This is a genomic window from Paracoccus sp. MKU1 (assembly GCF_001447385.1).
GTDB lineage: Bacteria > Pseudomonadota > Alphaproteobacteria > Rhodobacterales > Rhodobacteraceae > Paracoccus.
In genome coordinates this window covers 41,587-66,267 of record NZ_LLWQ01000196.1, presented here as the reverse complement: position 1 = coordinate 66,267, position 24,681 = coordinate 41,587, and the positions used below count along the sequence as shown (strand labels likewise).

21 protein-coding genes and 1 pseudogene are annotated in these 24,681 nt (G+C 69.5%); 15 read left to right on the top strand and 7 right to left on the bottom strand.

Features of this window, described 5'->3' with window-relative positions; translation table 11 throughout:
- The first annotated feature begins 6 nt into the window (after nucleotides 1–6).
- The 8 genes and pseudogenes from kdpA to AQY21_RS18265 all read left to right on the top strand — a co-directional run bounded on the left by kdpA (nucleotide 7) and on the right by AQY21_RS18265 (nucleotide 9,847).
- On the top strand, nucleotides 7–1,692 hold the full coding sequence (gene kdpA, locus AQY21_RS18300; RefSeq protein WP_058099049.1) for a potassium-transporting ATPase subunit KdpA: 1,686 nt from the start codon (nucleotides 7–9) through the stop codon (nucleotides 1,690–1,692).
- 54 nt (nucleotides 1,693–1,746) lie between these two features.
- Nucleotides 1,747–3,771 carry a potassium-transporting ATPase subunit KdpB gene (gene kdpB, locus AQY21_RS18295; RefSeq protein ID WP_058099048.1) on the top strand — a complete coding sequence of 675 codons (2,025 nt, stop codon included), beginning with the start codon at nucleotides 1,747–1,749 and terminating at the stop codon, nucleotides 3,769–3,771.
- 12 nt (nucleotides 3,772–3,783) lie between these two features.
- Nucleotides 3,784–4,362 carry a potassium-transporting ATPase subunit KdpC gene (gene kdpC, locus AQY21_RS18290; protein ID WP_058099047.1) on the top strand — a complete coding sequence of 193 codons (579 nt, stop codon included), beginning with the start codon at nucleotides 3,784–3,786 and terminating at the stop codon, nucleotides 4,360–4,362.
- Nucleotides 4,363–4,370: 8 nt separating this feature from the next.
- Complete coding sequence (locus tag AQY21_RS18285; protein ID WP_058099046.1) at nucleotides 4,371–7,061, top strand: sensor histidine kinase KdpD; 2,691 nt, start codon at nucleotides 4,371–4,373, stop codon at nucleotides 7,059–7,061.
- On the top strand, nucleotides 7,058–7,741 hold the full coding sequence (locus AQY21_RS18280; protein WP_058099045.1) for a response regulator: 684 nt from the start codon (nucleotides 7,058–7,060) through the stop codon (nucleotides 7,739–7,741). The genes AQY21_RS18285 and AQY21_RS18280 overlap by 4 nt, the downstream gene beginning before the upstream one ends.
- A gap of 107 nt (nucleotides 7,742–7,848) precedes the next feature.
- A complete protein-coding gene (locus tag AQY21_RS30260; protein WP_058099044.1) occupies nucleotides 7,849–8,028 on the top strand; it encodes a transposase in 180 nt (59 codons plus the stop codon).
- A 17-nt stretch (nucleotides 8,029–8,045) separates the two neighbouring features.
- Nucleotides 8,046–8,348: pseudogene (locus AQY21_RS30030) on the top strand (SulP family inorganic anion transporter); the annotation flags it as partial.
- Nucleotides 8,349–8,848: 500 nt separating this feature from the next.
- Nucleotides 8,849–9,847 (top strand): GlxA family transcriptional regulator, encoded by a 999-nt coding sequence (locus AQY21_RS18265; protein WP_238986823.1) that lies wholly within the window; start codon nucleotides 8,849–8,851, stop codon nucleotides 9,845–9,847.
- A gap of 21 nt (nucleotides 9,848–9,868) precedes the next feature.
- Here the strand turns inward: AQY21_RS18265 and AQY21_RS18260 are convergent, their stop codons facing one another.
- Entirely contained in the window at nucleotides 9,869–10,588 is a 720-nt protein-coding gene (locus tag AQY21_RS18260) for a 4Fe-4S dicluster domain-containing protein (protein WP_058099042.1), read from the bottom strand.
- 61 nt (nucleotides 10,589–10,649) lie between these two features.
- On the bottom strand, nucleotides 10,650–12,221 hold the full coding sequence (locus AQY21_RS18255) for a trimethylamine methyltransferase family protein (RefSeq protein ID WP_058099041.1): 1,572 nt from the start codon (nucleotides 12,219–12,221) through the stop codon (nucleotides 10,650–10,652).
- 210 nt (nucleotides 12,222–12,431) lie between these two features.
- On the opposite strand from AQY21_RS18255, the gene AQY21_RS18250 reads away from it, so the two are divergent.
- The 7 genes from AQY21_RS18250 to AQY21_RS18220 all read left to right on the top strand — a co-directional run bounded on the left by AQY21_RS18250 (nucleotide 12,432) and on the right by AQY21_RS18220 (nucleotide 20,019).
- A complete protein-coding gene (locus AQY21_RS18250; RefSeq protein ID WP_058099040.1) occupies nucleotides 12,432–13,127 on the top strand; it encodes a B12-binding domain-containing protein in 696 nt (231 codons plus the stop codon).
- A gap of 77 nt (nucleotides 13,128–13,204) precedes the next feature.
- Nucleotides 13,205–13,810, top strand: a complete 606-nt coding sequence (locus tag AQY21_RS18245) for a DUF1638 domain-containing protein (RefSeq protein ID WP_058099039.1) — start codon at nucleotides 13,205–13,207, stop codon at nucleotides 13,808–13,810.
- Nucleotides 13,811–13,963: 153 nt separating this feature from the next.
- Nucleotides 13,964–14,545, top strand: a complete 582-nt coding sequence (locus tag AQY21_RS18240) for a methylenetetrahydrofolate reductase C-terminal domain-containing protein (RefSeq protein WP_082658169.1) — start codon at nucleotides 13,964–13,966, stop codon at nucleotides 14,543–14,545.
- Nucleotides 14,542–15,660, top strand: a complete 1,119-nt coding sequence (locus AQY21_RS18235) for a methylenetetrahydrofolate reductase (protein WP_058099038.1) — start codon at nucleotides 14,542–14,544, stop codon at nucleotides 15,658–15,660. The genes AQY21_RS18240 and AQY21_RS18235 overlap by 4 nt, the downstream gene beginning before the upstream one ends.
- Nucleotides 15,661–15,691: 31 nt before the next feature.
- Complete coding sequence (locus AQY21_RS18230; protein WP_058099037.1) at nucleotides 15,692–16,642, top strand: methyltetrahydrofolate cobalamin methyltransferase; 951 nt, start codon at nucleotides 15,692–15,694, stop codon at nucleotides 16,640–16,642.
- Between the two features lie 16 nt (nucleotides 16,643–16,658).
- Entirely contained in the window at nucleotides 16,659–18,710 is a 2,052-nt protein-coding gene (locus tag AQY21_RS18225; RefSeq protein WP_058099036.1) for an ASKHA domain-containing protein, read from the top strand.
- A gap of 148 nt (nucleotides 18,711–18,858) precedes the next feature.
- Nucleotides 18,859–20,019 (top strand): NnrS family protein, encoded by a 1,161-nt coding sequence (locus AQY21_RS18220; protein WP_058099069.1) that lies wholly within the window; start codon nucleotides 18,859–18,861, stop codon nucleotides 20,017–20,019.
- A gap of 25 nt (nucleotides 20,020–20,044) precedes the next feature.
- On the opposite strand, the gene AQY21_RS18215 is transcribed toward AQY21_RS18220, so the two are convergent.
- From AQY21_RS18215 to AQY21_RS18195, 5 genes are read right to left on the bottom strand one after another with little or no spacing between them, the layout of a single operon-like run.
- The gene (locus AQY21_RS18215; RefSeq protein ID WP_058099035.1) at nucleotides 20,045–20,830 is read right to left on the bottom strand and encodes an ABC transporter permease; all 786 of its coding nucleotides are present in this window, start codon (nucleotides 20,828–20,830) and stop codon (nucleotides 20,045–20,047) included.
- Nucleotides 20,827–22,014, bottom strand: a complete 1,188-nt coding sequence (locus tag AQY21_RS18210) for an ABC transporter substrate-binding protein (RefSeq protein WP_058099034.1) — start codon at nucleotides 22,012–22,014, stop codon at nucleotides 20,827–20,829. Before AQY21_RS18210 ends, AQY21_RS18215 begins: the two co-directional genes overlap by 4 nt.
- An 11-nt stretch (nucleotides 22,015–22,025) precedes the next feature.
- Entirely contained in the window at nucleotides 22,026–22,805 is a 780-nt protein-coding gene (locus tag AQY21_RS18205; RefSeq protein WP_058099033.1) for an ABC transporter ATP-binding protein, read from the bottom strand.
- Nucleotides 22,802–23,875, bottom strand: coding sequence for an acyl-CoA dehydrogenase family protein (locus tag AQY21_RS18200; RefSeq protein WP_058099032.1), 1,074 nt, complete (start codon nucleotides 23,873–23,875; stop codon nucleotides 22,802–22,804). The genes AQY21_RS18205 and AQY21_RS18200 overlap by 4 nt, the downstream gene beginning before the upstream one ends.
- Entirely contained in the window at nucleotides 23,872–24,447 is a 576-nt protein-coding gene (locus AQY21_RS18195) for a carboxymuconolactone decarboxylase family protein (RefSeq protein WP_058099031.1), read from the bottom strand. The genes AQY21_RS18200 and AQY21_RS18195 overlap by 4 nt, the downstream gene beginning before the upstream one ends.
- Nucleotides 24,448–24,681 lie beyond the last annotated feature (234 nt).

Here is a 24,681-nt window from a genome sequence, read left to right as displayed (position 1 = left end):
GCGCCGATGCAAGACCTGATCGGATATGTCCTGTTCTGTGCCGCATTGACGGCGGGCGGCTGGGCGCTGGCGCCGTTCATGGCCCGCGTCTATGCGGGCGAGCGCACCTTTCTTTCCCCCGTGCTCGGCCCCGTCGAGCGCGGGCTCTATCGCCTTTGCGGCATCGATCCCGGTGTCCGGCAAGGCTGGCGCGGCTATGCGCTGGCGCTGCTGGCCTTCAATCTTCTGGGCTTCGTCGTGCTTTACCTGATCCTGCGGCTACAACAGTTCCTGCCGCTGAACCCCGAGGGCATCGGCGCGCTTGGCCCGGACCTCGCGTTCAATACCGCGGTCAGCTTCGTGACCAACACCAACTGGCAGGCCTATTCGGGCGAGGCGCAGCTCAGCCATCTGTCGCAGATGATGGGGCTGACGGTGCAGAACTTCGTCTCGGCCGCGACCGGCATGGCGGTCGGCGTCGCGGTGATCCGCGGCTTCACCGCACCCAAGGGAATGGCCTTGGGAAACTTCTGGGCCGACATGACCCGTTCGGTGCTTTATGTGCTGATGCCGCTGTCGGTGATCCTGGCGATCCTTCTGATCCTGCAAGGCGTGCCGCAGACGCTGCTGGGCGGGGCGCATGCGACCACGCTGGAGGGCGCGCAGCAGGTGATCCCGCGCGGCCCCGTCGCAAGCCAGATCGCGATCAAGCAGCTCGGCACCAATGGCGGCGGCTTTTTCGGGGTGAACTCGGCCCACCCGCTGGAAAACCCGACGGTGCTGTCGAACATGGCGCAATGCCTGGCGATCCTGCTGATCCCGGTCGGCTTCTGCTTCCTCTTCGGGCGCATGGCGCGCGACCGGCGCCAGGGCTGGGCGATCTATGCCGCCATGGGCGTGCTGTTCCTCGCCGGGCTGCTGGCGATCTGGCTGGGCGAAAGCGGCGGCAACCCGGCGCTTGGCCTGGCCAGCAACCTGGAGAGCAAGGAGATGCGCTTCGGCACCGGCCTCTCGGCGCTCTGGGCCCAGGTGACCACGGCTGCCTCGAACGGTTCGGTCAACGCCATGCATGACAGCTTCATGCCGCTGTCCGGCATGGTGCCGATCATCAACATGGCCATCGGCGAGGTGATCTTCGGCGGCGTGGGCGCGGGGCTTTACGGCATGCTGCTTTACGTCGTGCTGGCGGTGTTCCTGGCCGGGCTGATGGTCGGCCGCACCCCGGAATACCTGGGACGCAAGATCGAGGCGCGCGAGGTCACCCTGGCCATGCTGGCCTTCCTGTCGATGCCGCTGGGCATCCTGGTCGGCGGCGCGATCTCGGTCACCGTCCCGACGGCGGCCGCGGCCATCCAGGAGGCGGGGCCGCATGGCCTGTCCGAGACGCTTTATGCCTATGCCTCGGCGGTCGGCAACAACGGCTCCGCCTTCGCGGGCTGGGGCGCGGCGCTGCCCTGGCAGACCACCGCGCTGGGGCTGCTGATGATCCTGGGCCGTTTCGCGATCATCGTGCCGATGCTGGCCATCGCGGGCTCGATGATCGGCAAGCAGCAAAGCCCGGTCACGGCGGGCACCTTTCCGACGCATGGGCCGCTGTTCGTCACCCTGTTGGTGCTGACCGTGGTGATCCTGGGGGCGCTGACCTTCTTCCCGGTCCTGGCACTTGGCCCGGTCGCCGAACAGACGGCGCTGAGCGCCGGCCAGAGCTTCTGACACCGCAGCCCCGCCCGCACGGGGCCGCGCCCTCTTCCAAGCAAGGACGATCACATGTCCCCCGACATCACCGCCCGATCCGGGCTTTACGGCACGGCCTTCAGGGCATCCTTCCACAAGCTTCATCCCCGTGCGCTGATGGGCAACCCGGTGATCTTCGTCACCGCCGTCACCGCCGCGCTGACCACCATCCTGTCGCTGCGCGATCTCGCCTTCGGGATCGAGGGCGCAGGCATCGGCCTGCAAATCGCCTTCTGGCTGTGGCTCTGCGTGCTGTTCGCCAATTTCGCCGAGGCGCTGGCCGAGGGTCGGGGCAAGGCGCGCGCCGACAGCCTGCGCGCCACCAAGGCGGAAACCGTCGTCAAGCTGATGGCGCATGAGGAGGACCAGGCCCCGCGCCAGGTGCCTTCCTCGGGCCTGCGCGCCGGCCAGCTTGTCCTGGTCGAGGCGGGCGACCTGATCCCGACCGATGCCGAGGTGATCCGCGGCGTCGCCTCGGTCGATGAAAGCGCCATCACCGGCGAAAGCGCCCCGGTGATCCGCGAATCCGGCGGCGACCGTTCCTCGGTCACGGGCGGCACGCGGATCGTCTCGGACAGCCTGGTCATCCGCATCACCGCCGAGCCGGGCAAGAGTTTCCTCGATCGCATGATCTCGCTGGTCGAGGGGGCCGAGCGCCAGAAGACCCCGAACGAGATCGCGCTGAACATCCTGCTGGCCGGGCTGACGCTGATCTTCCTGTTCGTGACCGTCACGCTGGAGCCCTTTGCGCGCTATTCGGGCGTCGTCATTCCCGTCATCACCCTGGCCGCGCTGTTCGTCACGCTGATCCCCACGACCATCGGCGGGCTCTTGTCGGCCATCGGCATCGCCGGCATGGACCGGCTGGTGCGCGCCAACGTCATCGCCAAGTCGGGCCGCGCGGTCGAGGCGGCGGGCGACGTGGACACGCTGCTTCTGGACAAGACCGGCACCATCACCTTCGGCAACCGCATGGCCGATGCCTTCGTCCCGGCGCGCGGCACCGATGAGCGCCAGCTGGCGATGGCGGCTTTCCTGGCCTCGCTTTCGGACGAAACGCCCGAGGGCAAGTCCATCGTCGAACTGGCCGAGAGGCTGCTGAAGGACGTGACCCGCATCCCCGAACCGGGGTCCGAGCCGGTGCCGTTCTCGGCCCAGACCCGGCTGTCCGGCGTCGATTTCCCCGGCATGCGGCTGCGCAAGGGGGCCGTCGATGCCATCGAGCGTTTCACCGGGCAGAAGGCCGACGCCGCGCTGCACGCCCGGATCGAGGAGATCGCGCGCTCGGGCGGCACCCCGCTGCTGGTGGCCGAGAACGAGCGTATCCTGGGCGCGATCCACCTCAAGGACGTGATCAAGCCCGGCGTGCGCGAACGCTTTGCGGAACTGCGGGCCATGGGCATCCGCACGGTGATGATCACCGGCGACAACCCGCTGACCGCCGCCGCCATCGCCGCCGAGGCCGGGGTGGACGACTTCCTGGCCGAGGCCACGCCCGAGATGAAGCTGGACTACATCCGCCGCGAACAGGCCGGCGGCCGGCTGGTGGCGATGTGCGGCGACGGCTCGAACGACGCGCCGGCGCTGGCGCAGGCCGATGTGGGCGTCGCGATGAACTCGGGCACGCCCGCCGCCAAGGAGGCCGCGAACCTGATCGACCTCGACAGCGACCCGACCAAGCTGATCGAGGTGGTGATGGTGGGCAAGCAGCTGCTGATCTCGCGCGGGGCGCTGACGACGTTTTCCATCGCCAACGACGCGGCGAAGTATTTCGCCATCCTGCCGGCGGTGTTCGTCGCGGCCTATCCGGGCTTGGGCGTGCTGAACGTCATGCGCCTGTCGAGCCCGCAAAGCGCCATCCTGTCGGCGGTGATCTTCAACGCGCTGATCATCGTCGCGCTGATCCCGCTGGCCCTGCGCGGGGTGAGATACCAGCCCGCGAGCGCGGCAGCCCTGCTGCGGCGCAACCTGACCATCTACGGCCTTGGCGGCATCGTCGCGCCCTTCGTCGGCATCAAGCTGATCGACATGGGCGTGACCGCGCTGGGGCTGGCATAGGGAGAGCACGCCATGATGACGCATATCCGCCCGGCGCTGGCCATGCTGGTCGCGATGATCCTGCTGACCGGCCTGGCCTATCCGCTGGCGATGACCGGGCTGGCCCGCGCCGTGGCGCCGGGCCTGTCGCAAGGCAGCCTGGCCCTGCGCGACGGCCGGATCGTCGGCTCGGCGCTGGTCGGCCAGCAATTCACCGGGCCGGGCTATCTGCATCCGCGCCCCTTGGCGGTGGATTACGCGACCATGCCCAGCGGCGCCTCGAACCTCGGCTCCACCTCGGCCTTGCTGAAGCAGCAGGTTGCCGAACGCCGCGCCGCCTATGAGGCCCAGAACGGCGCCGGCGCGCCGGCGGACGCGGTGACGGCTTCCGCCTCGGGCCTCGACCCCGACATCTCGCCCGAGAATGCGCTGGCCCAGGCCGGACGCATCGCCGGGGCGCGCGGCATCGATACCGCCATCGTGCAGCAGATCATCCGGCAGCATGTCACGCGCCCGCTCTGGGGGCTTTACGGCCAGTCGCGGGTGAACGTGCTGCGGACCAACCTGGCGCTTGACCTCGCCGCGCCCATGCCGCCTGCTGGGGCGGACTGAGGAGACCGATGCCCGAGCCCCGCCGCCCCGAACCCGAGGCCCTGCTGCCCGAAGCCCGCCGCGAGGGCCGGGGTCGGCTCAAGGTCTTTTTGGGCGCGGCGCCGGGAGTGGGCAAGACCTATGCCATGCTCGAGGCCGCGCGGCTGCGCGCGGCCGAAGGCGTCAAGGTGCTGGTCGGCGTGGTCGAAACCCATGGCCGCGCCGAGACCGAGGCGCTGCTGCGCGGGCTGGAGGTGCTGCCGCGCCGCCGCGTCATCCACAGCGGCCGCATCCTGCACGAGATGGATGCCGATGCCCTGATCGCCCGGCATCCCGATCTGGCCCTGATCGACGAGCTGGCGCATTCCAACCTCTCCGGCGGCCGGCACGAAAAGCGCTGGCAGGATGTCGAGGACGTGCTGGCGGCGGGGATCGACGTCTATACCACGCTGAACGTCCAGCATGTCGAGACGCTGAACGATACCGTCGCGCGCATCACCGGGGTTCGCGTGCGCGAGACGGTCCCCGACCGCGTGCTGGAAATGGCGGACGAGATCGAGCTGATCGACCTGCCGCCGGACGAGCTGATCGCCCGACTGCGCGCGGGCAAGGTCTATGTCCAGGACCAGGCCGCGCGTGCGGTGGCGAATTTCTTCGCCAAGGGCAACCTGACCGCGCTGCGCGAACTGGCCATGCGCACGGCCGCCGACAGGGTCGATGCCCAGTTGCAAGAGCATATGGCCGCCAATGCCATCGCCGGGCCATGGCCGACGCAGGAGCGTATCCTGGTGCTCTTGCCGGAAGGGGCGGTGGGGCGCGACGCCATCCGCATCGGCAAGCGTTCGGCCGACCGGGCGCGGGTGGAATGGTTCGTGCTGGCGCTGACCAGCCTGCGCGACGAACAGAACCGCCGGGCCGATGGCCAGGATGAAGCCGGCCCGGCACTGCGCCTGGCGGAAAGGCTCGGCGCCGATATCTCGACCTTGCAGGTCGAGGGGGATGCGGTCTCCGAGGTGCTGGATTTCGCCCGCCGCCAGAACATCCGCCGGATCGTCCTGCCGCGCCCGCCGCGGCGCCCCTGGCTTGCCCGCCGCCTGCTGCCGACCCCGCACGAACAGGTTCTCGCCGGCCTGACCCGGCAGGCCGAGGCGTTCGAGTTGCTGCTGGTCGGCGACGACGAGAAGCCCCTGCGCCAGCGCGGCCGGCAGCCGGCCCCCGACATGCCGAAAGCCTTGCGCCAGGCCGCCATGTTGCTGGCCGCGGTCGCGGCGGCGACACTTGTCGCGCTGGCCGCGGATCGGCTGGTTCCGGTGCTCAGCCTGTCGCTGATCTACATGACGACGGTGGTGGCGGTGGCGTCGCGGCTGGGGCTCGGCCCCGCCATCGCCACGGCGGGGCTGAGTTTCCTGGCCTATAACTTCTTCTTCGCGCCGCCTCGGTTCACGCTGAAGATCTGGGATCAGGGCCAGTTCCTGACGCTGACGCTGTTCCTGGCCGCCTCGATCCTGACCGGCAACCTGGCCGCGCGGCTGCGCAACCGGGTGATCGCGCAGCGGGCCATCGCGGACCGGACCCGCAAGCTTTACGATTTCTCGCGCAAGGCGGCCGGGGCAGCCGCCTTCGACGATGTGGTCTGGGCGGCGGTCAGCCATGTGGCGACGGTGCTGGAATGCGAGTCGATCCTGCTGGTCCCCGACGAAGGCGGTGCGCTTGCCATCGCCGGCGCCTTTCCGCCCGAGGACCGGCTGGAACCGCGAGAGCGATCGGCCGCGCAATACGCCTTCGACCATGGCGAGCCGGCCGGGCGCGGGTCGGGAACGCTGCCGGCCTCGCGCTGGCTGTTCCTGCCGCTGTCCGGGGCCGAGCGGCGCCTCGGCACGCTGGGCATTGCCTATGAGGACGGGCGCGAGCCGAGTCCGGCGGATCGCCGCCTGCTCGAGGCGCAGGCTGATCAGGTGGCGCTGGCGCTGGAACGCATCCGGCTGTCCGAGGATCTGGCGCAAAGCCGGGTCGCCAGCGAGACCGAGCGGCTGCGCAGCGCGCTGCTGTCCTCGGTCAGCCACGACCTGCGCACGCCGCTGGTCTCGATCCTGGGCGCGGCCGAGGGGCTGGACCAGCCCGGCCTTGGCCCCCAGGGGCGCGACATCCTGGTCGAGACCATCCGCGAAGAGGGCGAGCGGCTGGACCGCTATATCCAGAACCTGCTCGACATGACCCGGCTGGGCCATGGCGCGCTGCGCCCGAACGCCGTCCCGACCGACCTGCGCGAGCTGGTGGGCGCGGCGCGGCACCGGCTGCGCGGTCCGCTGCGCGACAACCCGGTCATGGTGACCATCCCCGAGGACATGGCGCCCGCCCATGTCGATCCGATCCTGATCGAGCAGGTCGTGGTCAACATCCTGGACAATGCGCGCAAATATGCCGGTCCCGGCACGCCGATCCGCATTTCCGCCAGCACCCAGGGCGCCCGTGCCACCCTGGCGATCGAGGACGAGGGCCCCGGCCTTCCCCCCGGCGCGGCGGGCCAGGTCTTCGACATGTTCTGGCGCGTCGGGCAGGGCGACGGCGGACAGGGCGGCACCGGCCTCGGCCTTGCCATCTGCAAGGGAATCGTCGAAGCCCATGGCGGCACGATCCGGGCCGAGCCGGTCCATGCCGACGGCCGCGGCACCCGGATCGCCATCGAACTGCCGCTGACCAACCCGGAGCTGTCCCATTGAGCGCCGCCCGCATCCTGATCGTCGAGGACGAAACCCCGATCCGCCGCTTCCTGCGCGTGGCGCTGGAGGCCGAGGGGCATCTGGTCTCGGAGGCCGCGACGGCGCATGAGGGCGTGGCCCTTGCCGCCAAGGAGGCGCCGGCGGCGATCATCCTGGACCTGGGCCTGCCGGACGCCGACGGGATCACGGTGCTGAAGCGGGTGCGCGAATGGTCCGCGGTTCCGGTGCTGGTCCTGTCCGTGCGCAGCGACGAGGCCGGCAAGATCGCCGCGCTCGACGCGGGCGCGCAGGACTATGTCACCAAGCCCTTCTCGACGGGCGAGCTGCTCGCCCGCCTGCGCGGCCTTCTGCGCGACCGCGCGGCCGAGGCGGCGCCCGCGGTGCTGACCCTCGGCCCGCTGGCAATCGACGCGGCCGACCACCGGGCAAGCCTGGCGGGCGAGGACCTGCACCTGACCCGCAAGGAGTTCGACCTTCTCTGGCTTCTGGCCAGCCATGCCGGCCGGCTGGTGACGCAGGACATGATCCTGCGCGCCATCTGGGGGCCGGCCCATGCCGGCGACAGCCAGTATCTGCGCGTCTATATCCGCCAGCTCCGCGCCAAGCTCGGCGACGATGCCGCCGACCCGCGCTGGATCTTCACCGAGCCCGGCGTCGGGTATCGGCTGGCGGATCGCTGACCGGCAGACATCTGGGCCTTTGCCAAGCGGTGCAAGGTCTGCTGCCCCGTGCCGATCTTCGCGGCGCTGGGCGATCTCTGTGATACGGGACATCTGAATCAAGAAGTGTGGGCGACCGGCAGAAGGTGATGCGGCTGACCACCGACGAGTTCATCCGCCGGTTTCCGATCCATGTCCTGCCCGACGGGTTCCACATCCGAGGCCAGGAAGCGGACAGCGCGGGCCATGTCTTCGGGCGTGCCCACGGCGACCGCCGACGAGAGCCGACGATCCCGCCGCCTCCTTGACCGAGGTGCGGCCCCAGATGAACCAACAGGCCATCGCGGCGCCCGGATTTGCGCCGCTGTTCACCCCGAAACTGCTCACCGTCCTGCGCGAGGGCTATGGCGCGGCCGAGCTGCGCGCCGATGCCCTGGCCGGGCTGACCGTCGCCATCGTGGCGCTGCCGCTATCCATGGCCATCGCCATCGCCTCCGGCGCGAGCCCGGCGCAGGGGCTCTATACCGCCATCATCGGCGGCTTCCTGGTCTCGGCGCTCAGCGGCTCGCGCCATCAGATCGGCGGGCCGGCGGGGGCCCTTGAAGCGCAGGCCGAGGCAGTCGCGGCGGTGCTTTTCGATAGCCGGCCGGGAGGCATAAGCAGCAGCGCGTGGCGGAGCATTTGCGACGCCGCAGCCCCCGCAGATGCCGGATCTGCCGACCCGGCAGCCAGGGATTGGGCGTTTCCCTGACCGGCCACGGCATCGGCCGCGGCTCCTCGCGGCAAAGATGGGATATCGGAGAGCTCCGAGACGGCGCCCCTGCTTTCGCGCCATCGCATGCGCGGGCTGTCCTGCCGCGCGGGGCCGGGCCCGGGACGATCACACCGACCGATCGTCGCCCCGATCGCGGCGGCCGTGATCGTGCCGGTCTTTGCCCGGCGCCGGCGCGAAGCGCGTACGTGGCAACGGGGCTGCGCGCTGCCGATTCGGCGGGGATTGCAAGCCGGCGGCACCATGTCGCAGGGCAGGGCCGTTCGGCGCTATTGACGGTAATCCTCGTTCCGGCGGACGCTTTGACGACCGCGGCATCGCATGCCGGCGGTCTGCTTCGGGAGGAGGGAGCGCAGGTGACCCACGACGGCGCTGTCAAGCGTTCGATCGTCTTCTTCATGGTGCCCGATTTCACCATGATGGCCTTTGCCAGTGCGCTCGAGCCGTTGCGCGCCGCCAATCGCATGCTGGGCCATGAGGGGTATCGCTGGCGGCTGGCCAGCCTCGACGGACGCCCGGTGCGCGCATCGAACGGGGTCGAATGCACCGTCGACACCTCGCTGGACGAGGAAAGGCGCAAGCTGGCCGGGCCCGAGCGGCCGGCGATGATGATCGTCTGCTCGGGGCTCAACATCGAGACCTACCAGCAGAAATCCGTCTTTGCCTTCCTGCGCGAGCTCAGCAGCCGCAGGATCGCCGTCGGCGGCCTGTGCACGGGCGCCCATGTGCTGGCCCGGGCGGGACTGCTTTCCGGCCGGCGCTGCGCCATCCACTGGGAAAACCTGCCCGGCTTTGCCGAAGCCTTCCCCACGGCCGAGGTCTATGCCGATCTGTTTGAGGTGGATGGCAATATCCATACCTGTGCCGGCGGCACCGCGGCGCTGGACATGATGCTGCAACTGATCGGCGACGATTTCGGCGACGAGGTCGTCAGCCGGGTTTGCGAGCAATTGCTGACCGACCGCATCCGCAGCCCTGGCGACCGCCAGCGCCTGCCGCTGCGCGCCCGGCTGGGCGTGCAGCATCCCAAGGTGCTGTCGATCATCGAACTGATGGAGGCGAACCTTGCCGAGCCGTTGTCCCTGGTGGGTATCGCGGACCATGTCGGCCTGTCGCGCCGCCAGATCGAGCGGCTGTTCGACAAGGAGATGGGCCGCTCTCCGGCGCGCTACTATCTGGAGATCAGGCTGGACCGCGCCCGGCATCTGCTGATGCAATCCTCCCTGCCGGTGATCGAGGTCGCCGTGGCCTGCGGCTTCGTCTCGGCCTCACATTTCGCCAAATGCTATCGCGAGCTCTATGCCCGCTCGCCGCAGCAGGAGCGGGGCGAGCGCAAGCCCCTGGTGCTGCCCTGAAAGACCGAGGGGCCGTTGCTTTCAGGCTCCGGCAAAGGCGCGTTGGTGAAACGCCTGAACCTCGGCCGGGTAGCGCCATTCCGTCCCATGCGGGCAGGCATTGCGGGCCAGGCAATGCCGGGCGCAGGCGGTTCCGTCGCGGCTGCGGACATGCGAAACGCAGGCCGCATGGGCAAAGCCCTTGCCGGTATGGGCCGCGACCGGGCATGCGTTCAGGCAAGGCTTTCCGGCGCAAAGATCGCAAGGATGCCGCGCCCCGCCGCCCGCCCGGTTCAGTTCCAGAAGCGCTTGGGGCGAGATTGCGGCTTCCAGCAGCAGCGCGCCGCGAAAGGCGTGCCACAGGCCATAGCGCGGATGCATCAACAGCCCCAACGGCGACGGCCTCAACCCCTCGGCGCGCATCGCCCATTGCTGGAACGGCGCAAAGGGCTTGTCGTTGGGCATCAGGACGCGCGCGCCGATCTCTCGGGCCGCCGCCCCGATCACCGCGCGCGACCAACTGTCGAGCGGGTCGGAAAGCGGCCGGACCTGCCGCGCGCGCCAAAGCGTGAAACCCTGCCAGTAGCGGGCGCCGGCATTGCCGACCAGCAGCAGCGCGGCCGCCGGATGCCCGCCCGGCCCCGTCGGCCGCTGCTCGTCCGATGTGAAATTCAGCCCGCCGCGCAGGATGAGCCCGCTGGGCGCAAGCGCGGCGGCGGCACGCCCTGGCAGGTCAGCCCCTGTTCTGCGCAAGCGCGGCATGGCGCCAGACCTCGTTATGGATCAGTTCCGCCACCTTTTCCCGTATTGAAACCGGCGGCTTTCATGTGAAGGCATCCGACATCGAGGCCTTCTTGCGCGCCACGAAATCGGCCAGGCTTTCGGCGATTCCGGGGTCCAGCGGCGGTGCCTCGTAGCTTTCCAGCCAGCGCCGGGCGATGGCGTTGGCGCGCTGGGGGGCGCTCTTTTCCCCCTCGGCCTGCCATTGCTCGAAGGAGTTGTTGTCGGCGATGATCGAGCGATAGAAGGCGGTCTGGAAATTGGCCTGGGTATGGGCGCAGCCCAGATAGTGATGGCCGGGGCCGACCTCGCGGATGGCGTCCAGCGCCTGCCCGTTCTCGGACAGGTCGATGCCTGCGGCCAGCTTCTGCGCCACGCCAAGCTGATCGGCATCCATGATGAATTTTTCATAGCAGGCCGACAGCCCGCCCTCCAGCCAGCCGGCGGCGTGCAGGACGAAATTGGCGCCGCAGAGCAGGGTGGAGTTCAGCGTATTGGCGCTTTCATAGGCCGCCTGCGCATCCGGGATCTTCGCGGCGCAGAGCGAGCCGCCGGTGCGGAAGGGCAGCCCCAGCCGCCGGGCCAGCTGCGCTGCGCCATAGGAGACCAGCGACGGTTCCGGCGTGCCGAAGGTCGGCGCCCCCGACTGCATCGAGATCGAGGACGCGAAAGTGCCGAACAGCACCGGCGCCCCGGGCCGCACCAGCTGGGTGAAGGCGGCGCCCGCCAGCACCTCGGCCAGCACCTGGGTCAGCGTGCCCGCCACCGTCACCGGGCTCATGGCGCCGGCCAGGATGAAGGGCGTGACGATGCAGGCCTGGTTGGCGCGGGCATAGACCTTGGCCGCGCCCAGCATGGTGTCGTCGAACACCATGGGCGAGTTGGCGTTGATGAGGCTGATGGTCACGGTGTTGTTCTGGACGAATTCCTCGCCGAACAGCAGCTTGGCCATCGCCACCGTGTCCTCGGCCCGCTCGGGCGCGGTGACCGATCCCATGAAGGGCTTGTCCGACAGCGTCATATGCGCCAGCAGCATGTCCAGATGGCGCTTGTTGACCGGCACGTCCACCGGTTCGCAGACCGTGCCGCCGGAATGGTGGATCGACGGCGCCAGATAGGCCAGCTTCACGAAATTGCGGAAATCCTCCAGCGTCGCATAGCGGCGGTTCCCCTCCAGGTCGCACACGAAGGGCGGGCCGTAGACCGGGGCGAAGACCGTGGCATCGCCGCCGATCTGCACCGAGCGGGCCGGGTTGCGCGCATGTTGGGTAAAGACCGAGGGCGCGGTCTTCAGCAGCGCGCGCGGCAGGCCCTTGGGAAAATGGACGCGCTGGCCGCGCACGTCGGCGCCGGCCTCCCTCCACATCGCCAGCGCCTCGGCATCGTCGCGAAACTCGATGCCGACCTCCTCCAGCACTATGTCGGCATTGGCCTCGATCAGCGCCAGCCCCTCCTCGTCCAGAACCTCGTAACAGGGCACCTGGCGCCTGATATGGGTCAGCTGTCCGCCGGGGCCGCCGCCCGCCCGTGCCGCCCGGCGCGCCGCCGCCCCGCCGCGATCGCCGCGGCCGCGCCTGCCGCCGGATTCTTCCGCCGATGTGACATTATCCATCATGCACCTCATCCCCGTCTCGCCCACGGCGCATCGCCGTGCCGGTTTCGGATTGTATCCGCGGCGCGCCGGTGCGGCGGCTTGCCTGCGCCAGAGACTGTCGCAAACCGGACAGTGGGCCGAGGACCCTGCGGGCTATGTTCGACCCATGGCCTGCCGGCGCGTTGGCCGGATATGGCAGCCCGCGCCTCAACACCTTCTGGAGTCCTGAAGATGTCCGACGAAGAAATCAGCCTTTCCGAGCTTTCCGATGACGATCTCGTGCAGCAGATGCATGACGACCTCTATGACGGCCTGAAGGACGAGATCGAGGAAGGCACGAACATCCTGCTGGAACGGGGCTGGACGCCCTATGACGTGCTGACCAGGGCGCTGGTCGAGGGCATGCGCATCGTGGGCGAGGATTTTCGCGACGGCATCCTCTTCGTCCCCGAGGTGCTGCTGTCGGCCAATGCCATGAAGGCCGGCATGACCATCCTGCGCCCGCTGCTGGCCGAGACCGGCGCGCCCAAGCAGGGCAAGATGCTGATCGGCACCGTCAAGGGCGACATCCACGACATCGGCAAGAACCTGGTCGGCATGATGATGGAGGGCGCCGGTTTCGAGGTGGTCGATATCGGCATCAACAATCCGGTGGAAAGCTACCTGGCCGCCATCGAGGAACACCAGCCGGACATCCTGGGCATGTCGGCGCTGCTGACCACGACCATGCCCTATATGAAGGTGGTGATCGACGCGATGCAGGAAAGGGGCATCCGCGACGACTATGTCGTGCTGGTCGGCGGCGCGCCGCTGAACGAGGATTTCGGCAGGGCCGTGGGCGCCGACGCCTATTGCCGCGATGCCGCCATCACCGTCGAGATGGCCAAGGACTTCATGAAGCGCAAGCACAACATCCATGCGGTCTGAGGCATGACATGGGCAGGCGGCGGCACGCGGCAGGGCCGACGGAGGATCCCATCCCGGCGCCGCCATGCGGCCCTCCGATGCCCCGGCAGGTTCTCGTCATCGCCTGCGGTATGCTGGCGCGCGAGATCTTGGCGATCAGGGAAAGGCTGGGCCTGACGCATCTGGTGCTGAAATGCCTGCCGGCCGAGCTGCATTTCCAGCCCCAGCGCATTGCCGCCGCCGTCGATGCGGCGATCGGGAAGGCGAAAGCCCAGGGCTACCGGCACATCTTCGTCGGCTATGCCGATTGCGGCAGCGGCGGCATGCTGGACAAGGTGCTGGAAAGGCAAGGCGTCGAACGGCTGGAGGGGCCGCATTGCTTTGCCCTCTACCAGGGCATGGCCGCCTTCGCCGCGCTGGCGGAGGCCGACGTGACCTCGTTCTACATGACGGATTTCCTTTGCCGCCAGTTCGATGCGTTCTTTACCCGGCCGCTGGGCCTCGACCGCCATCCCGAACTGGCGCGGGACTTCTTCGCCAATTACCAGAAGGTCGTCTATCTGGCCCAGACCGAGGATGCCGCGCTGGAGCGGGTGGCCAGGAACGCGGCGGCCATGCTGGGCCTCGCCTATGAAAAGCGCGTCACCTTCTACGGCGATCTGGGGCCTGCGCTGGCGCGCGCGGCGGCGCGGCCGGAAACATGACGCGTCGCTTTTGAAACGGTCGCCGTCGCGCGTCGGCAAGCGGGACGCAGGCTCATTCGGCGATGCTTCCGGATACAGGGGGAGATGATCGTGATCCATTGGCGAAACGGAGATCGGGGCGGGCGGCGCTCGGTGACGCAGGCGGGACAGGGAATGGCTGAGGAAACCGCTATCGCGACGATCCCGGCGGCCGGAAAGCGGCCGGCCGCGGCGGCGGCGCCCAGGCCCGCCTCGGCCCGGCGGGCGCGGCGGCGCTATGCGCTGCGGCTGTGGTCGGTGCGCCATGCGCGCGGCCTCGAATGGTTCTACGGCATTTTCGCCGACATCTTCCTGCGGCTGCATCCGCTCTGGAACGCGCTGGGATATTCGCGCGCCGAAAGGCCGGTCCGCTTCGTCGAAAAGACCGTCAAGGGCCTTCTGTTCGACTGCCGGATGTGCGGACAATGCATCCTGTCCTCGACCGGCATGTCCTGCCCGATGAACTGCCCCAAGCAGTTGCGCAACGGCCCCTGCGGCGGCGTCCGGGCCAGCGGCCATTGCGAGGTCAGGCCCGACATGCCCTGCGTCTGGGTCAAGGCCTGGGAGGGCTCGCGCCGGATGGTCCAGGGCGACGCCATATTGCAGGTGCAAAAGCCGGTCGATCAATCGCTTCTCGCCTCCTCCTCCTCCTGGCTGCGCGTGACCGCGAATGCCGCAGCCGAGCGCGACAGATCGCGCAGCGGAGAAGCGGCATGACCCAGCAACGGGACGAGAACCCGGCGGGCGCGCACCTGCCGCTGGACCCCTTGCCGGGCCATTCCTCGCGCGGGCGGCTGGAGCGGGTGCTGCGGCGCGGCGAATTCGCCGTCACCACCGAGCTGAACCCGCCCGACAGCGCCGACCCCGAGGACGTCTATGAACGCGCCGCTATATTCGACGGCTGGGTGGACGGCATCAACGCCGTCGATGCCTCGGGCGCCAATTGCCACATGTCCTCGGTCGGGATCTGCGCGCTGCTGACGCGAATGGGCTATGCGCCGATCTACCAGATCTCCTGCCGGGACCGGAACCGCATCGCCATCCAGGGCGACGTGCTGGGCGCGGCCGCCATGGGGGTGCAGAACGTGCTGTGCCTGACCGGCGACGGCGTGCAGGCCGGCGACCAGCCCGGCGCCAAGCCGGTCTTCGACCTCGACTGCATGTCGCTTCTGGAAACCGTGCGCAGCATGCGCGACGAAGGGACGTTCCTGTCGGGCCGCAAGCTGACCACCCCGCCCGCGATGTTCCTGGGCGCGGCGATCAACCCCTTCGCGCCGCCCTACGACTTCCGGCCGCTGCGGCTGGCCAAGAAGATCGCCGCCGGCGCGCAATTCGTGCAAAGCCAGTATTGCTTCGACGTGCCGATGTTCCGCGGCTACATGGCCCGCGTCCGCGACCTGGGCCTGCATGAGCGCTGCTTCATCCTGTGCGGCGTCGGGCCGCTGACCTCGGCCCGGACCGCGCGCTGGATGCGCGCCAATGTGCCCGGCGTGCACATTCCCGATGCGGTGATCGCGCGGCTGGAAGGCGCCGCCGACCAGAAGCGCGAGGGCAAGCGGCTCTGCATCGACATCATCGACGAGGTCAAGGAGATCGCCGGCGTCGCGGGCATCCACGTCATGGCCTACCGGCAGGAGGAATATGTCGCCGAGATCGTCCACGAATCCGGCATCCTGAAAGGCCGCAAGCCGTGGCGGCCCGAGCCGAGGGCCGACGACGCGCTTGTGGTCGGCCGGCTCGACCGCATTCTCCACGACCCCCGGCCGGAGACGCCGCAGCAGATCCTGCGCGAGGCGCAGGCGGCGCCCCAGCCGGCGAAAACCATCCCATGAAACAGCCCCATCCATCCCGGAGGACAGATCCATGACCCGCACCATCGTCGCCTCGGCGACACGGGAAATCGCCATCGGCTTCGACCGGCCGTTCTGCGTCATCGGCGAGCGCATCAACCCGACCGGGCGCAAGAAGCTCGCCGCCGAGATGGTCGAGGGCAATTTCGACACCGTGCGCAAGGATGCGCTGGAACAGGTGGCGGCGGGCGCGACCATGCTGGACATCAACGCCGGCGTCACCGCCGTCGATCCCAACGCGACCGAGCCGGGGCTGATGGTCCGGACGCTCCAGATCGTGCAGGATCTGGTGGACGTCCCGCTGGCCATCGATTCCTCGGTCACGGCGGCCATCGAGGCCGGGCTGAAGGTCGCCAAGGGCCGGCCGCTCATCAATTCGGTCACCGGCGAGGAGGAAAAGCTGGAGGCGATCCTGCCGCTGGCGCGGAAATACGACGTCCCGGTCGTCGCCATCTCGAACGACGAGACCGGCATTTCCATGGACCCGGACGTGCGATTCGCGGTGGCGAAAAAGATCGTGCAGCGCGCCATGGATCACGGCATCAGGCCCGAGGACGTGGTGGTCGATCCCCTGGTGATGCCGATCGGCGCGCTGGGCGATGCGGGCCGCCAGGTCTTTGCGCTGCTGCGCCGGCTGCGCGAGGAATTGCAGGTGAACACGACCTGCGGCCTGTCCAACATCTCTTTCGGCCTGCCGCATCGCCACGGCATCAATGCCGGCTTCATCCCCATGGTGATCGGCGCGGGCATGACCAGCGCCATCATGAACCCCTGCCGCCCGCAGGAAATGGAGGCCGTGCGCGCCGCCGACGTGCTTGCCGGGGCTGACAGGGACTGTGCGACCTGGATCCGCACCTATAAGGATTTCAAGCCGGGCGAACACGCGACCCCCGCCGCGGCATCGCCGGAGGCCGGCGCGCGCCGGCGCGGCGGCCGCGCCGCGCGTCTGGGCGCGCAGGGCTGAAGGCGGCGGGGACGCCATGGCCGCCCCCTCCGGCCCCAAGGACCCGCTGGTCCTGTTCATGCCCTCCGGCAAGCGCGGGCGCTTTCCGGTCGGCACCGGTCTCATGGAGGCCGCGCGCCAGCTGGGCGTTCCTGTCGAAAGCGTCTGCGGCGGCCGCGGCACCTGCGGGCGCTGCCAGATCGCGGTGCAGGAAGGCCGTTTTGCCAAGTTCGGCATCACCTCGTCCCGGGACCACATCTCGCCCAGGGGCGAGAAGGAGGCGCGATACGACCGCATCCGCGGCCTGCCGGAAGGCAGGCGGCTGGCTTGTTCGGCCACCATCCGGGGCGATCTGGTGATCGACGTGCCGCAGGATACGGTCGTCGACGCGCAGGTGATCCGCAAGGCCGCCAGCGACCGCACCATCCGGCGCGAGCCGGCGGTCAGGCTCTGCTATGTCGAGGTGGACCAGCCCGACATGCAGCAGCCGCTGGGCGATCTGGACCGGCTGAAGGCGGCGTTGGCCCGCGACTGGGGCATCCGCGACCCGGCCGTGCCGCTGCGGCTGATGCCGCAGGTGCAGAAGATGCTGCGCAAGGACAACTGGGGCGTCACCGTCGCCATCCATCAGGACGAGGAGGCGGAGCGTCCCGAAATCCTCGCCCTCTGGCCGGGCCTGCACAACCAGGCTTACGGCATCGCCTGCGACATCGGCTCCACCACCATCGCGCTGCACCTGGTTTCGCTGCTGTCGGGCCGCGTGGTCGCATCCGCGGGCGCCGCGAACCCGCAGATCCGCTTCGGCGAGGATCTGATGAGCCGCGTTTCCTATGTGATGATGAACCCGGACGGGTGCGAGGCGATGACCCGGGCGGTGCGCGAGGCCGTCAACGGGCTGATCGGCCGGGCCTGCGCCCAGGGCGGCGTCGATGCCGGCGACATCCTCGACACGGTTTTCGTCGCCAACCCGATCATGCATCACCTGTTCCTGGGCATCGACCCGACCGAGCTGGGCCAGGCGCCCTTCGCGCTGGCCGTGTCCGGCGCGGTTCACACGACGGCGGCCGAACTCGGCCTGCGGGCCAATGCGGGCGCGCGGGCCTATCTGCTGCCCTGCATCGCCGGCCATGTCGGGGCGGATGCCGCCGGTGCCACGCTGGCCGAGGGGCCGCACCGCCAGGGCCGGATGATGCTTCTGGTCGATATCGGCACCAATGCCGAGATCGTGCTGGGCAATAGCGGCCGGATCGTCGCCGCCTCGTCGCCCACCGGCCCGGCCTTCGAGGGCGCGGAGATCTCCTGCGGCCAGCGCGCCGCCCCCGGCGCCATCGAGCGGGTCAGGATCGACCGCGAGACGCTGGAGCCGCGCTTGCGCATCATCGGCTCCGAGCTGTGGTCCGACGAGCCGGGTTTCGGCGCGGATGCGGCAAGGCTCGGCGTTACCGGCATCTGCGGCTCGGCGATCATCGAGGCGGTGGCCGAGATGTATCTTTCCGGCATCGTCTCGGCGGACGGTGCCATCGACGGCACGCTGGCCTCGCGCAGCCCGCGCATCGTCGCGAACGGCCGCACCTTCGCTTACCTGCTGCATGAGGGCCAGCCCCGCATTGCCGTCACGCAAAACGACCTGCGCGCCGTCCAGCTTGCCAAGGCGGCGCTTTACGCCGGCATCCGGTTGCTGATGGAAAAGCAGGGCGTGACCCAGGTGGACACGATCCGTCTGGCCGGCGCCTTCGGCGCGTTCATCGACCCGAAATATGCCATGGTGCTGGGGCTGATCCCCGATTGCGCGCTGTCCGAGGTCCGGGCCGTCGGCAACGCCGCCGGAACCGGTGCGATGATGGCGCTGCTCAACCGTGGCCACCGGCGCGAGATCGAGCGGACGGTTCGGCGCATCGAAAAGATCGAGACCGCGCTGGAGCCGCATTTCCAGCAGCTTTTCGTGGACGCCATGGCCCTGCCGAACCGGGTCGATCCGTTTCCCAAGCTTGCGGAAGAGGTGGCGCTGCCGCGGCGTCAGGAGGCGACGGACAACGCGCCGCACGGCCTTGCGCGTCAGGGGCGCATGGCACGGCGCCGGCGCCGGTAATCCCGTGCCCCGCCGGGCCGCGGTTTGCGACAAAAGGTCCTGGCATGCCGGCGGATGCCTGTCGCCCATGGACAAGGCTCCCTGCCGGCATGCAGATCAGGAACCGGGATGGCTCGCCCATGCCTTCACGCAACCATGCCGGCCGCCGATGCTTTGCTATCCGACCCAAGAGCTGTGGCTGGCGCCGCATCGCCCGCTGTTCCTTCTCGCCGGGCTATGGGCGGTTCTGGTGCCGTCAGCCTGGCTGGCGCCCTCGGGGCTGGTCGCCGACCCGGTCTCGTGGCACCGGCACGAGTTGCTGTTCGGCATGGGCGGGGCGGCCGTCGGGGGCTATCTGCTGACCGCGCTGCCGGCATGGACGGGGCGGCCGCGGGTCGCGCCCGCCACAACCGCGATCATGGTGGCGCTATGGTTCGCCGGGCGGCTGGCCTTTGCCCTTGAAATGCCCCCGCCATGGGGCTCCATTGCCGGCGCGGCCTATTTCGTCGTCCTGGGCGGCCTGCTTTCGCAGCAGGTCGCAAGGGCCAAGGCCTGGCGCAAGATGCCGCTTGCGCTTGCCCCCTTCGTTCTCGGCTGCCTCGCAACAGGCGCGACGGGCGGTTTCGGTGCCGTGGCCCAAGGCGGCGCGCCGCAATTGGCGCCGCTGTTCTTTGCGCTGCTGATCAGCCTTGTCGGCGGCCGCGCCGTTGCCGCCTTCACCCGCCATCGGCTCGCGGCATCCCCGGACGATCCGCCCTTCGCCGACCCGCGCTGGCTGGCGGCCGCCGCCTTGCTGGCCTTGCTGGCGGCCATGGCGGCGTTTGGGACGCCCGGGCTTGCCGGGGCGCTTCTCGTCGTCTCGGGGCTGCTGCAACTGGCCCGCATTCTGGCCTGGCGGAGCTGGCGCAGCGCCCGCTATCCGGCGCTGCTGCTTTTGCATCTGGCCTGGCTCTGGCTGCCGCTTGGGCTGATCCTGGCGGGCATGTCGCAGGTTCTGCCGCTCGGTCTCGATGCCGCGACGGCCCTGCACGCCCTCACCATGGGGGCCATGGGCACGATGATGCTTGCGATCATGGCGCGGGCGGCCATGGTCCGGCAGGGGACACGGCTTTGCGTGTCGCGCCGGCTCGGCGGCGCCTTTTGCCTGGTCAACCTGTCGGTGCTGACCCGCCTGCTGATGTGCTGCGCCGGCGCGAGCGGTTACACGGTGCTGCTGCCCCTTGCGACATTGTGCTGGATGGCGGGATGGGCGCTTTTCCTGTGGGACTTCCGCCGGGCATTGCGGGGGCCGATCCCGAGACCGGTCCTGAGCGCGCGCAGCCGGCCTTGACGGGGCGGCCGATCCGCCGCGACCCTCACGCCGGCCCCACGCGACGGATCACGGCGCGGGCCAGGCTGTCCAGCAGATAGCCGATCACGCCGATCACCAGCACCACGGCCATCAACTGGTCATAGGCCAGCCGGTCGCGGGTATCGAGGATGAAATAGCCCAGGCCCGCCTGCACGCCCAGCATCTCGCAGGGCACCAGCACGATCCAGCTGATGCCGATGGCCAGGCGCAGCCCGGTCACCACCTGACCCAGCACGCCGGGCAGGATCACCCGCGACAGCGTCTCCCACCCCGTCGCGGCCAGGCTTTTCGACAGAAGCAGCCATTGCGGGTTCAGCTGCCGCACGCCGGCGGCGGTGTTCAGCAGGATCGGCCAGACCGCGGCAAAGGCCAGCAGGAAATAGATCGGCTTGTCGCCCACGCCGAACAGCATCACCGCCACCGGCATCCAGGACAGCGGCGAGATCATGCGCAGGAACTGGAAGGCCGGCGTGGTCGCCGCCTCGGCCAGCCGCGAGGCGCCCACCAGCAGGCCCAGCGGCACGCCCACCAGCAGCGCCGCCGCCAGCCCGACCAGCACCCGCTTGAGGCTGACCGCGACATGGGTCCACAGGTCCGACCCGCCCAGCAGCCCGATCAGCGCCGGGAAGGTGCTGGTCGGCGAAAAGCGCCTGGCAAAGCTGCCTTCGGCGGCCAGCACGTCGGTGGCGAGCCACCAGGCGGCGACCAGCAGGGCAAGCCCGGCCAGGCCGAGGAACAGGGCGCCCAGCCGCGCCGGGCGGCCCTGCGCTGCGGCTTGCGTTCCGGTCACGCCTCGATGACCTCCTGCCGCGTCCAGCCCTCGGCCAGGCCGAAGGCCGGCAGCCCGCCGATGCCCTCCAGCGCCTTGCGCACGAAGCTGTCGTCGACCAGGTCGCCGGCGACGAAGCCCGGCTCCAGCGCGTCGAGGAAGCCGCGCTCGCCCGCGACCTGGGTGTCCTTCAGCATCCGCACCAGCTCCTCCGTATAGGAGGGGAAGGGATAGGGCTGGAAGTCGATGCGCCGGTCGCGCCAGTCGGGATGACGGATGGCGCCGCTTTCCACATAGCCCTGGATGTCGGCCTCCGAGGGCGTCAGCACCCGGGCCAGGATCTCGGGGCTGTGGGGCGTGTATTTCTGCGCATCGGCCGAGGACAGCAGCTGCGCCGTCTCGGCCCGGTTGTCGCGGGTCCAGAGCTGGGCCTTGACCATGGCGTTCACCACTTTCTGCGACCATTCCGGGCGGTTGGTCAGATGGTCCTCGTGCATGAACACCAGGCAGCAGGCATGGTCGCGCCACACGTCGCCGGTAAAGCGCAGCACCTTGCCGATGCCGTTGATCTCGGCCGCGGCGTTGAAGGGCTCGGCGACGATATAGCCGGCGATCTGCCCGGCGGCCAGCGCCGGCACCATGTCGGCGGGCGACATCAGCGACAACGCCACCTCATCCGCGGCGGGCGTGCCCGAGGTCACCGGCTTCAGCCCGTTTTCCCGCAGCAGCCGCTGCAAGACGACATTGTGGATCGAATACCAATAGGGGATCGCCACGGTCTTGCCGCCCAGATCCGCGACCGAGCCGATGTCGTTCGCCGCCGTCAGCGCCGAGCCCGAGGTGTGGTTCCAGGCCACCACCTTGGCCGGGGTCTGGCTGCCATAGCGCGCCCAGACGGTGATCGGCGACAGCAGGTGCACGACATTGACCTGGCCGGCCAGGAAGGCCTCGACGATCTGCGACCAGCCGCGGAACATCACGGGCTTTTCGACCTTCAGCCCCTCGGCCTCGAAGAAGCCCCTGCCATGGGCGACCAGCAGCGGCGTGGCGTCGGTGATCGGCAGGTAGCCGATGCGGACCGGCTCGTCGGGGTCCTGGGCGCGGGCGGCGCGGGCGCGCAGGAAGGGCAGGGCGCCCGAGGCCGTCAGCAGCGCCGACAGGCGCATGATGTCGCGGCGCGAGAACAGGCTGTCTTCGGTCGGCATGTAAGGCTCCTTCAGTGGCGCCGGGTCACGCTGCGCAGCGTGCCGACGATGTCGATGCGGATGCGGCCGAGTTCGGCCAGATGGTCCTCGCGCGGGGCCGGCAGGTCGATGCGCCATTCGCCGATCTTGCCCGCCGGGCTGCCGCCCAGCAGGATGATGCGGTCCGAGACCAGCAGCGCCTCGTCGATGTCATGGGTGACCAGCACCGCGGCGGTCTGGTAATCGGCCACGACCTTGACCAGCAGGTCCTGCATGTCGGCGCGCGTCACCTCGTCCAGCGCCCCGAAGGGCTCGTCCAGCAGCAGCACCTGCGGCTTGCGCGCCAGGCAGCGGGCTAGCGCCGCGCGCTGCGCCATGCCGCCCGACAGCGCGGCGGGGCGCAAGTGGCGGGCATGGCTCAGCCCGACCTCGGCGATGGCGCGGTCGATGCGCTCGCGCCGCTCCGCGGCCGACAGGCGGGGCTGGCGCTTGAAGTCCAGGCCGAAGGCGACATTGCTTTCCAGGTCCAGCCAGGGCAGCAGTCCGGGGCTTTGGAAGGCCATGGCAAGGCGCGGATGGACGCCGTTCAAGACGGCGCCCTCCATTTCGATGCGCCCCGAGTCGGGGGGCTGCAAGCCGGCCAGAACCTTCAGCAGGCTGGATTTCCCCACGCCGCTGGGGCCCAGAAGCGCGACCACCTCGCCCGGCGCCAGATCGAGGCTGAACCCTGCCAGCACCGGCGCCGGCGCGTCGGGATAGCGCAGCGCCACCTCGATGGCGCGCAGCACGGGCCGGGCCTCCGGGGTGGTCATGCGGCCTCTTTCGCGGCCGCGAGCACGGTGCGCAGCTGCACGATGCTGGGGGTGATGACCGGGATGAAGGCGGCCTCGCGCCAGCGGCGGGCGAAGTCGCGGCCGGGCTCGGCCAGGTAGCAGCGCCCGCCGCCGGCCTGCAATTCCAGCGTGGTGGCGGCGGTGACGATCTCGGCCAGCCGGATGCGCAGCCGGAACAGCGGCGCGCAATTGGCGGCAAAGCTGCCGCCCCGCAGGCCGGCGAACAGCGCTTCGGTCTCGGCGGCCAGCTTTTCGTGCTCGGCGGCGATGTCGGCGGCCAGCACGTTGCGGCCGGCGCCGGCATAAGCCTCGGCCTCGGCCAGCGCCCGGCGGGCCAGGCCGATCGACATGCCGCATTGCAACGCCATGAACAGCGGCCGCACCCCCGGCAGCCAGTCCTGCGCATTGGCGGCAAGGATGCGGCCCTGCGGGATGCGCACGCCTTCCAGCCTGATCGCCGCCGTGTCCGAGGAGCGCATGCCCATCAGCGACAGGTCGTCGCTGCGGGTCAGGCCCGGATCGTCATGCGACAGCGCCACGATCATCGCCGGCCCGCCCTCGGCCCGGTCGGCGGCGGCGGCGACGTGAAAGCCGGCACTGCGCAGGTTCGTCACCCAGGGCAGCTTGCCGTCCAGGACCAGCTCCTCGCCATCCTGGCGCGCGGTGATCTGCAAGGGCTCCAGCCCGGCCAGGAACTTCATCACGTTCGACAGGCCCGAGGCCCCGGCCACGCGTCCCGACAGGATGTCGGGCAGTTGCCGGTCGCGCAGGCCGGCATTCGGGGTCTGGACCAGGAATTCCGTATAGCAGCGATGCCCCCACAGCATGAAGGCCGCGGCCAGGCTTTCCTCGGCCACGGCGGTGACGGCGACGACGGCATCCGTCGCATCGCCGCCCGTGCCGCCCATCGCCTCGGGCACGCCCTTGCGCGTCAGCCCGGCCGCGGCCAGCCGGGGCAGGATCTCGCTGGCCGGAACCCGGCCCAGGTCGATGCCCTCGGCCGCCTCGGCCAGCCAGACGCGCAGATCGTCGGGCAGCGCCGCCGTCATTGCACCGCAGCAGGCGCGACCGCGCCTTTCCATTCATAGGCGGCAAGCTCGGGGTTCAGGGCCGGCTGGCCCAGATTGTTGGCAAAGTTGCACAGCGTCGCCAGGCTGACCCCCAGCACCACCTCCAGCGCGGCCTGATCGTCGAAGCCGGCGGCCTTGAAATCGGCCAGGTCGGCATCGCTGACCGCCCCGCGCGAGGCGATGACCGCCTTGGTGAAGCGCGCCACCGCATCCAGCCGCGCGTCCGGCACCGCGGCCGTGTCGCGCAGCGCGCCGATCACGGCGGGGTCCAGCTTCGCCTTCTTCTCGGCGATGGCGGTGTGGCCGGCGACGCAGAAGCCGCAGCCATGGGTGGCGGCGGCGGTGATCTGCACCGCCTCGCGCTCGGCCAGGCTCAGCGAGGCGCGGCCGTTGATCGCCGAGACGGTCTGATAGGTTTCCAGCGCCACGGGCGCATTGGCCAGCAGACGGACGAGATTGGGCAGGAAGCCGTTGTTCTGCTGGGCGGTCTCAAGGCGCGGGCGCGCTTCGGCCGGGGCGTCGTCGATGCTGCGAAGGGGAAGTCGGGACATGGGCGGGCCTTTCCTGTGGATCAGAGGGGGCTTTCACGGTCACGGGACTTGCCGGTGTGAGTGTGGCTGGCAAATGCATACGCCCATAATCAATGCCTTACAATGAGACATATATTCTTGATTTTTGAATGGATTCCGGACGATGTTCTCGGCAAGCCATGGTTGGCGATACATTCATTTTCGCGCCTCTGCGGCGCTGGTGATCAGCGGCGCAGCTGGGGCGAATCGTCCGAA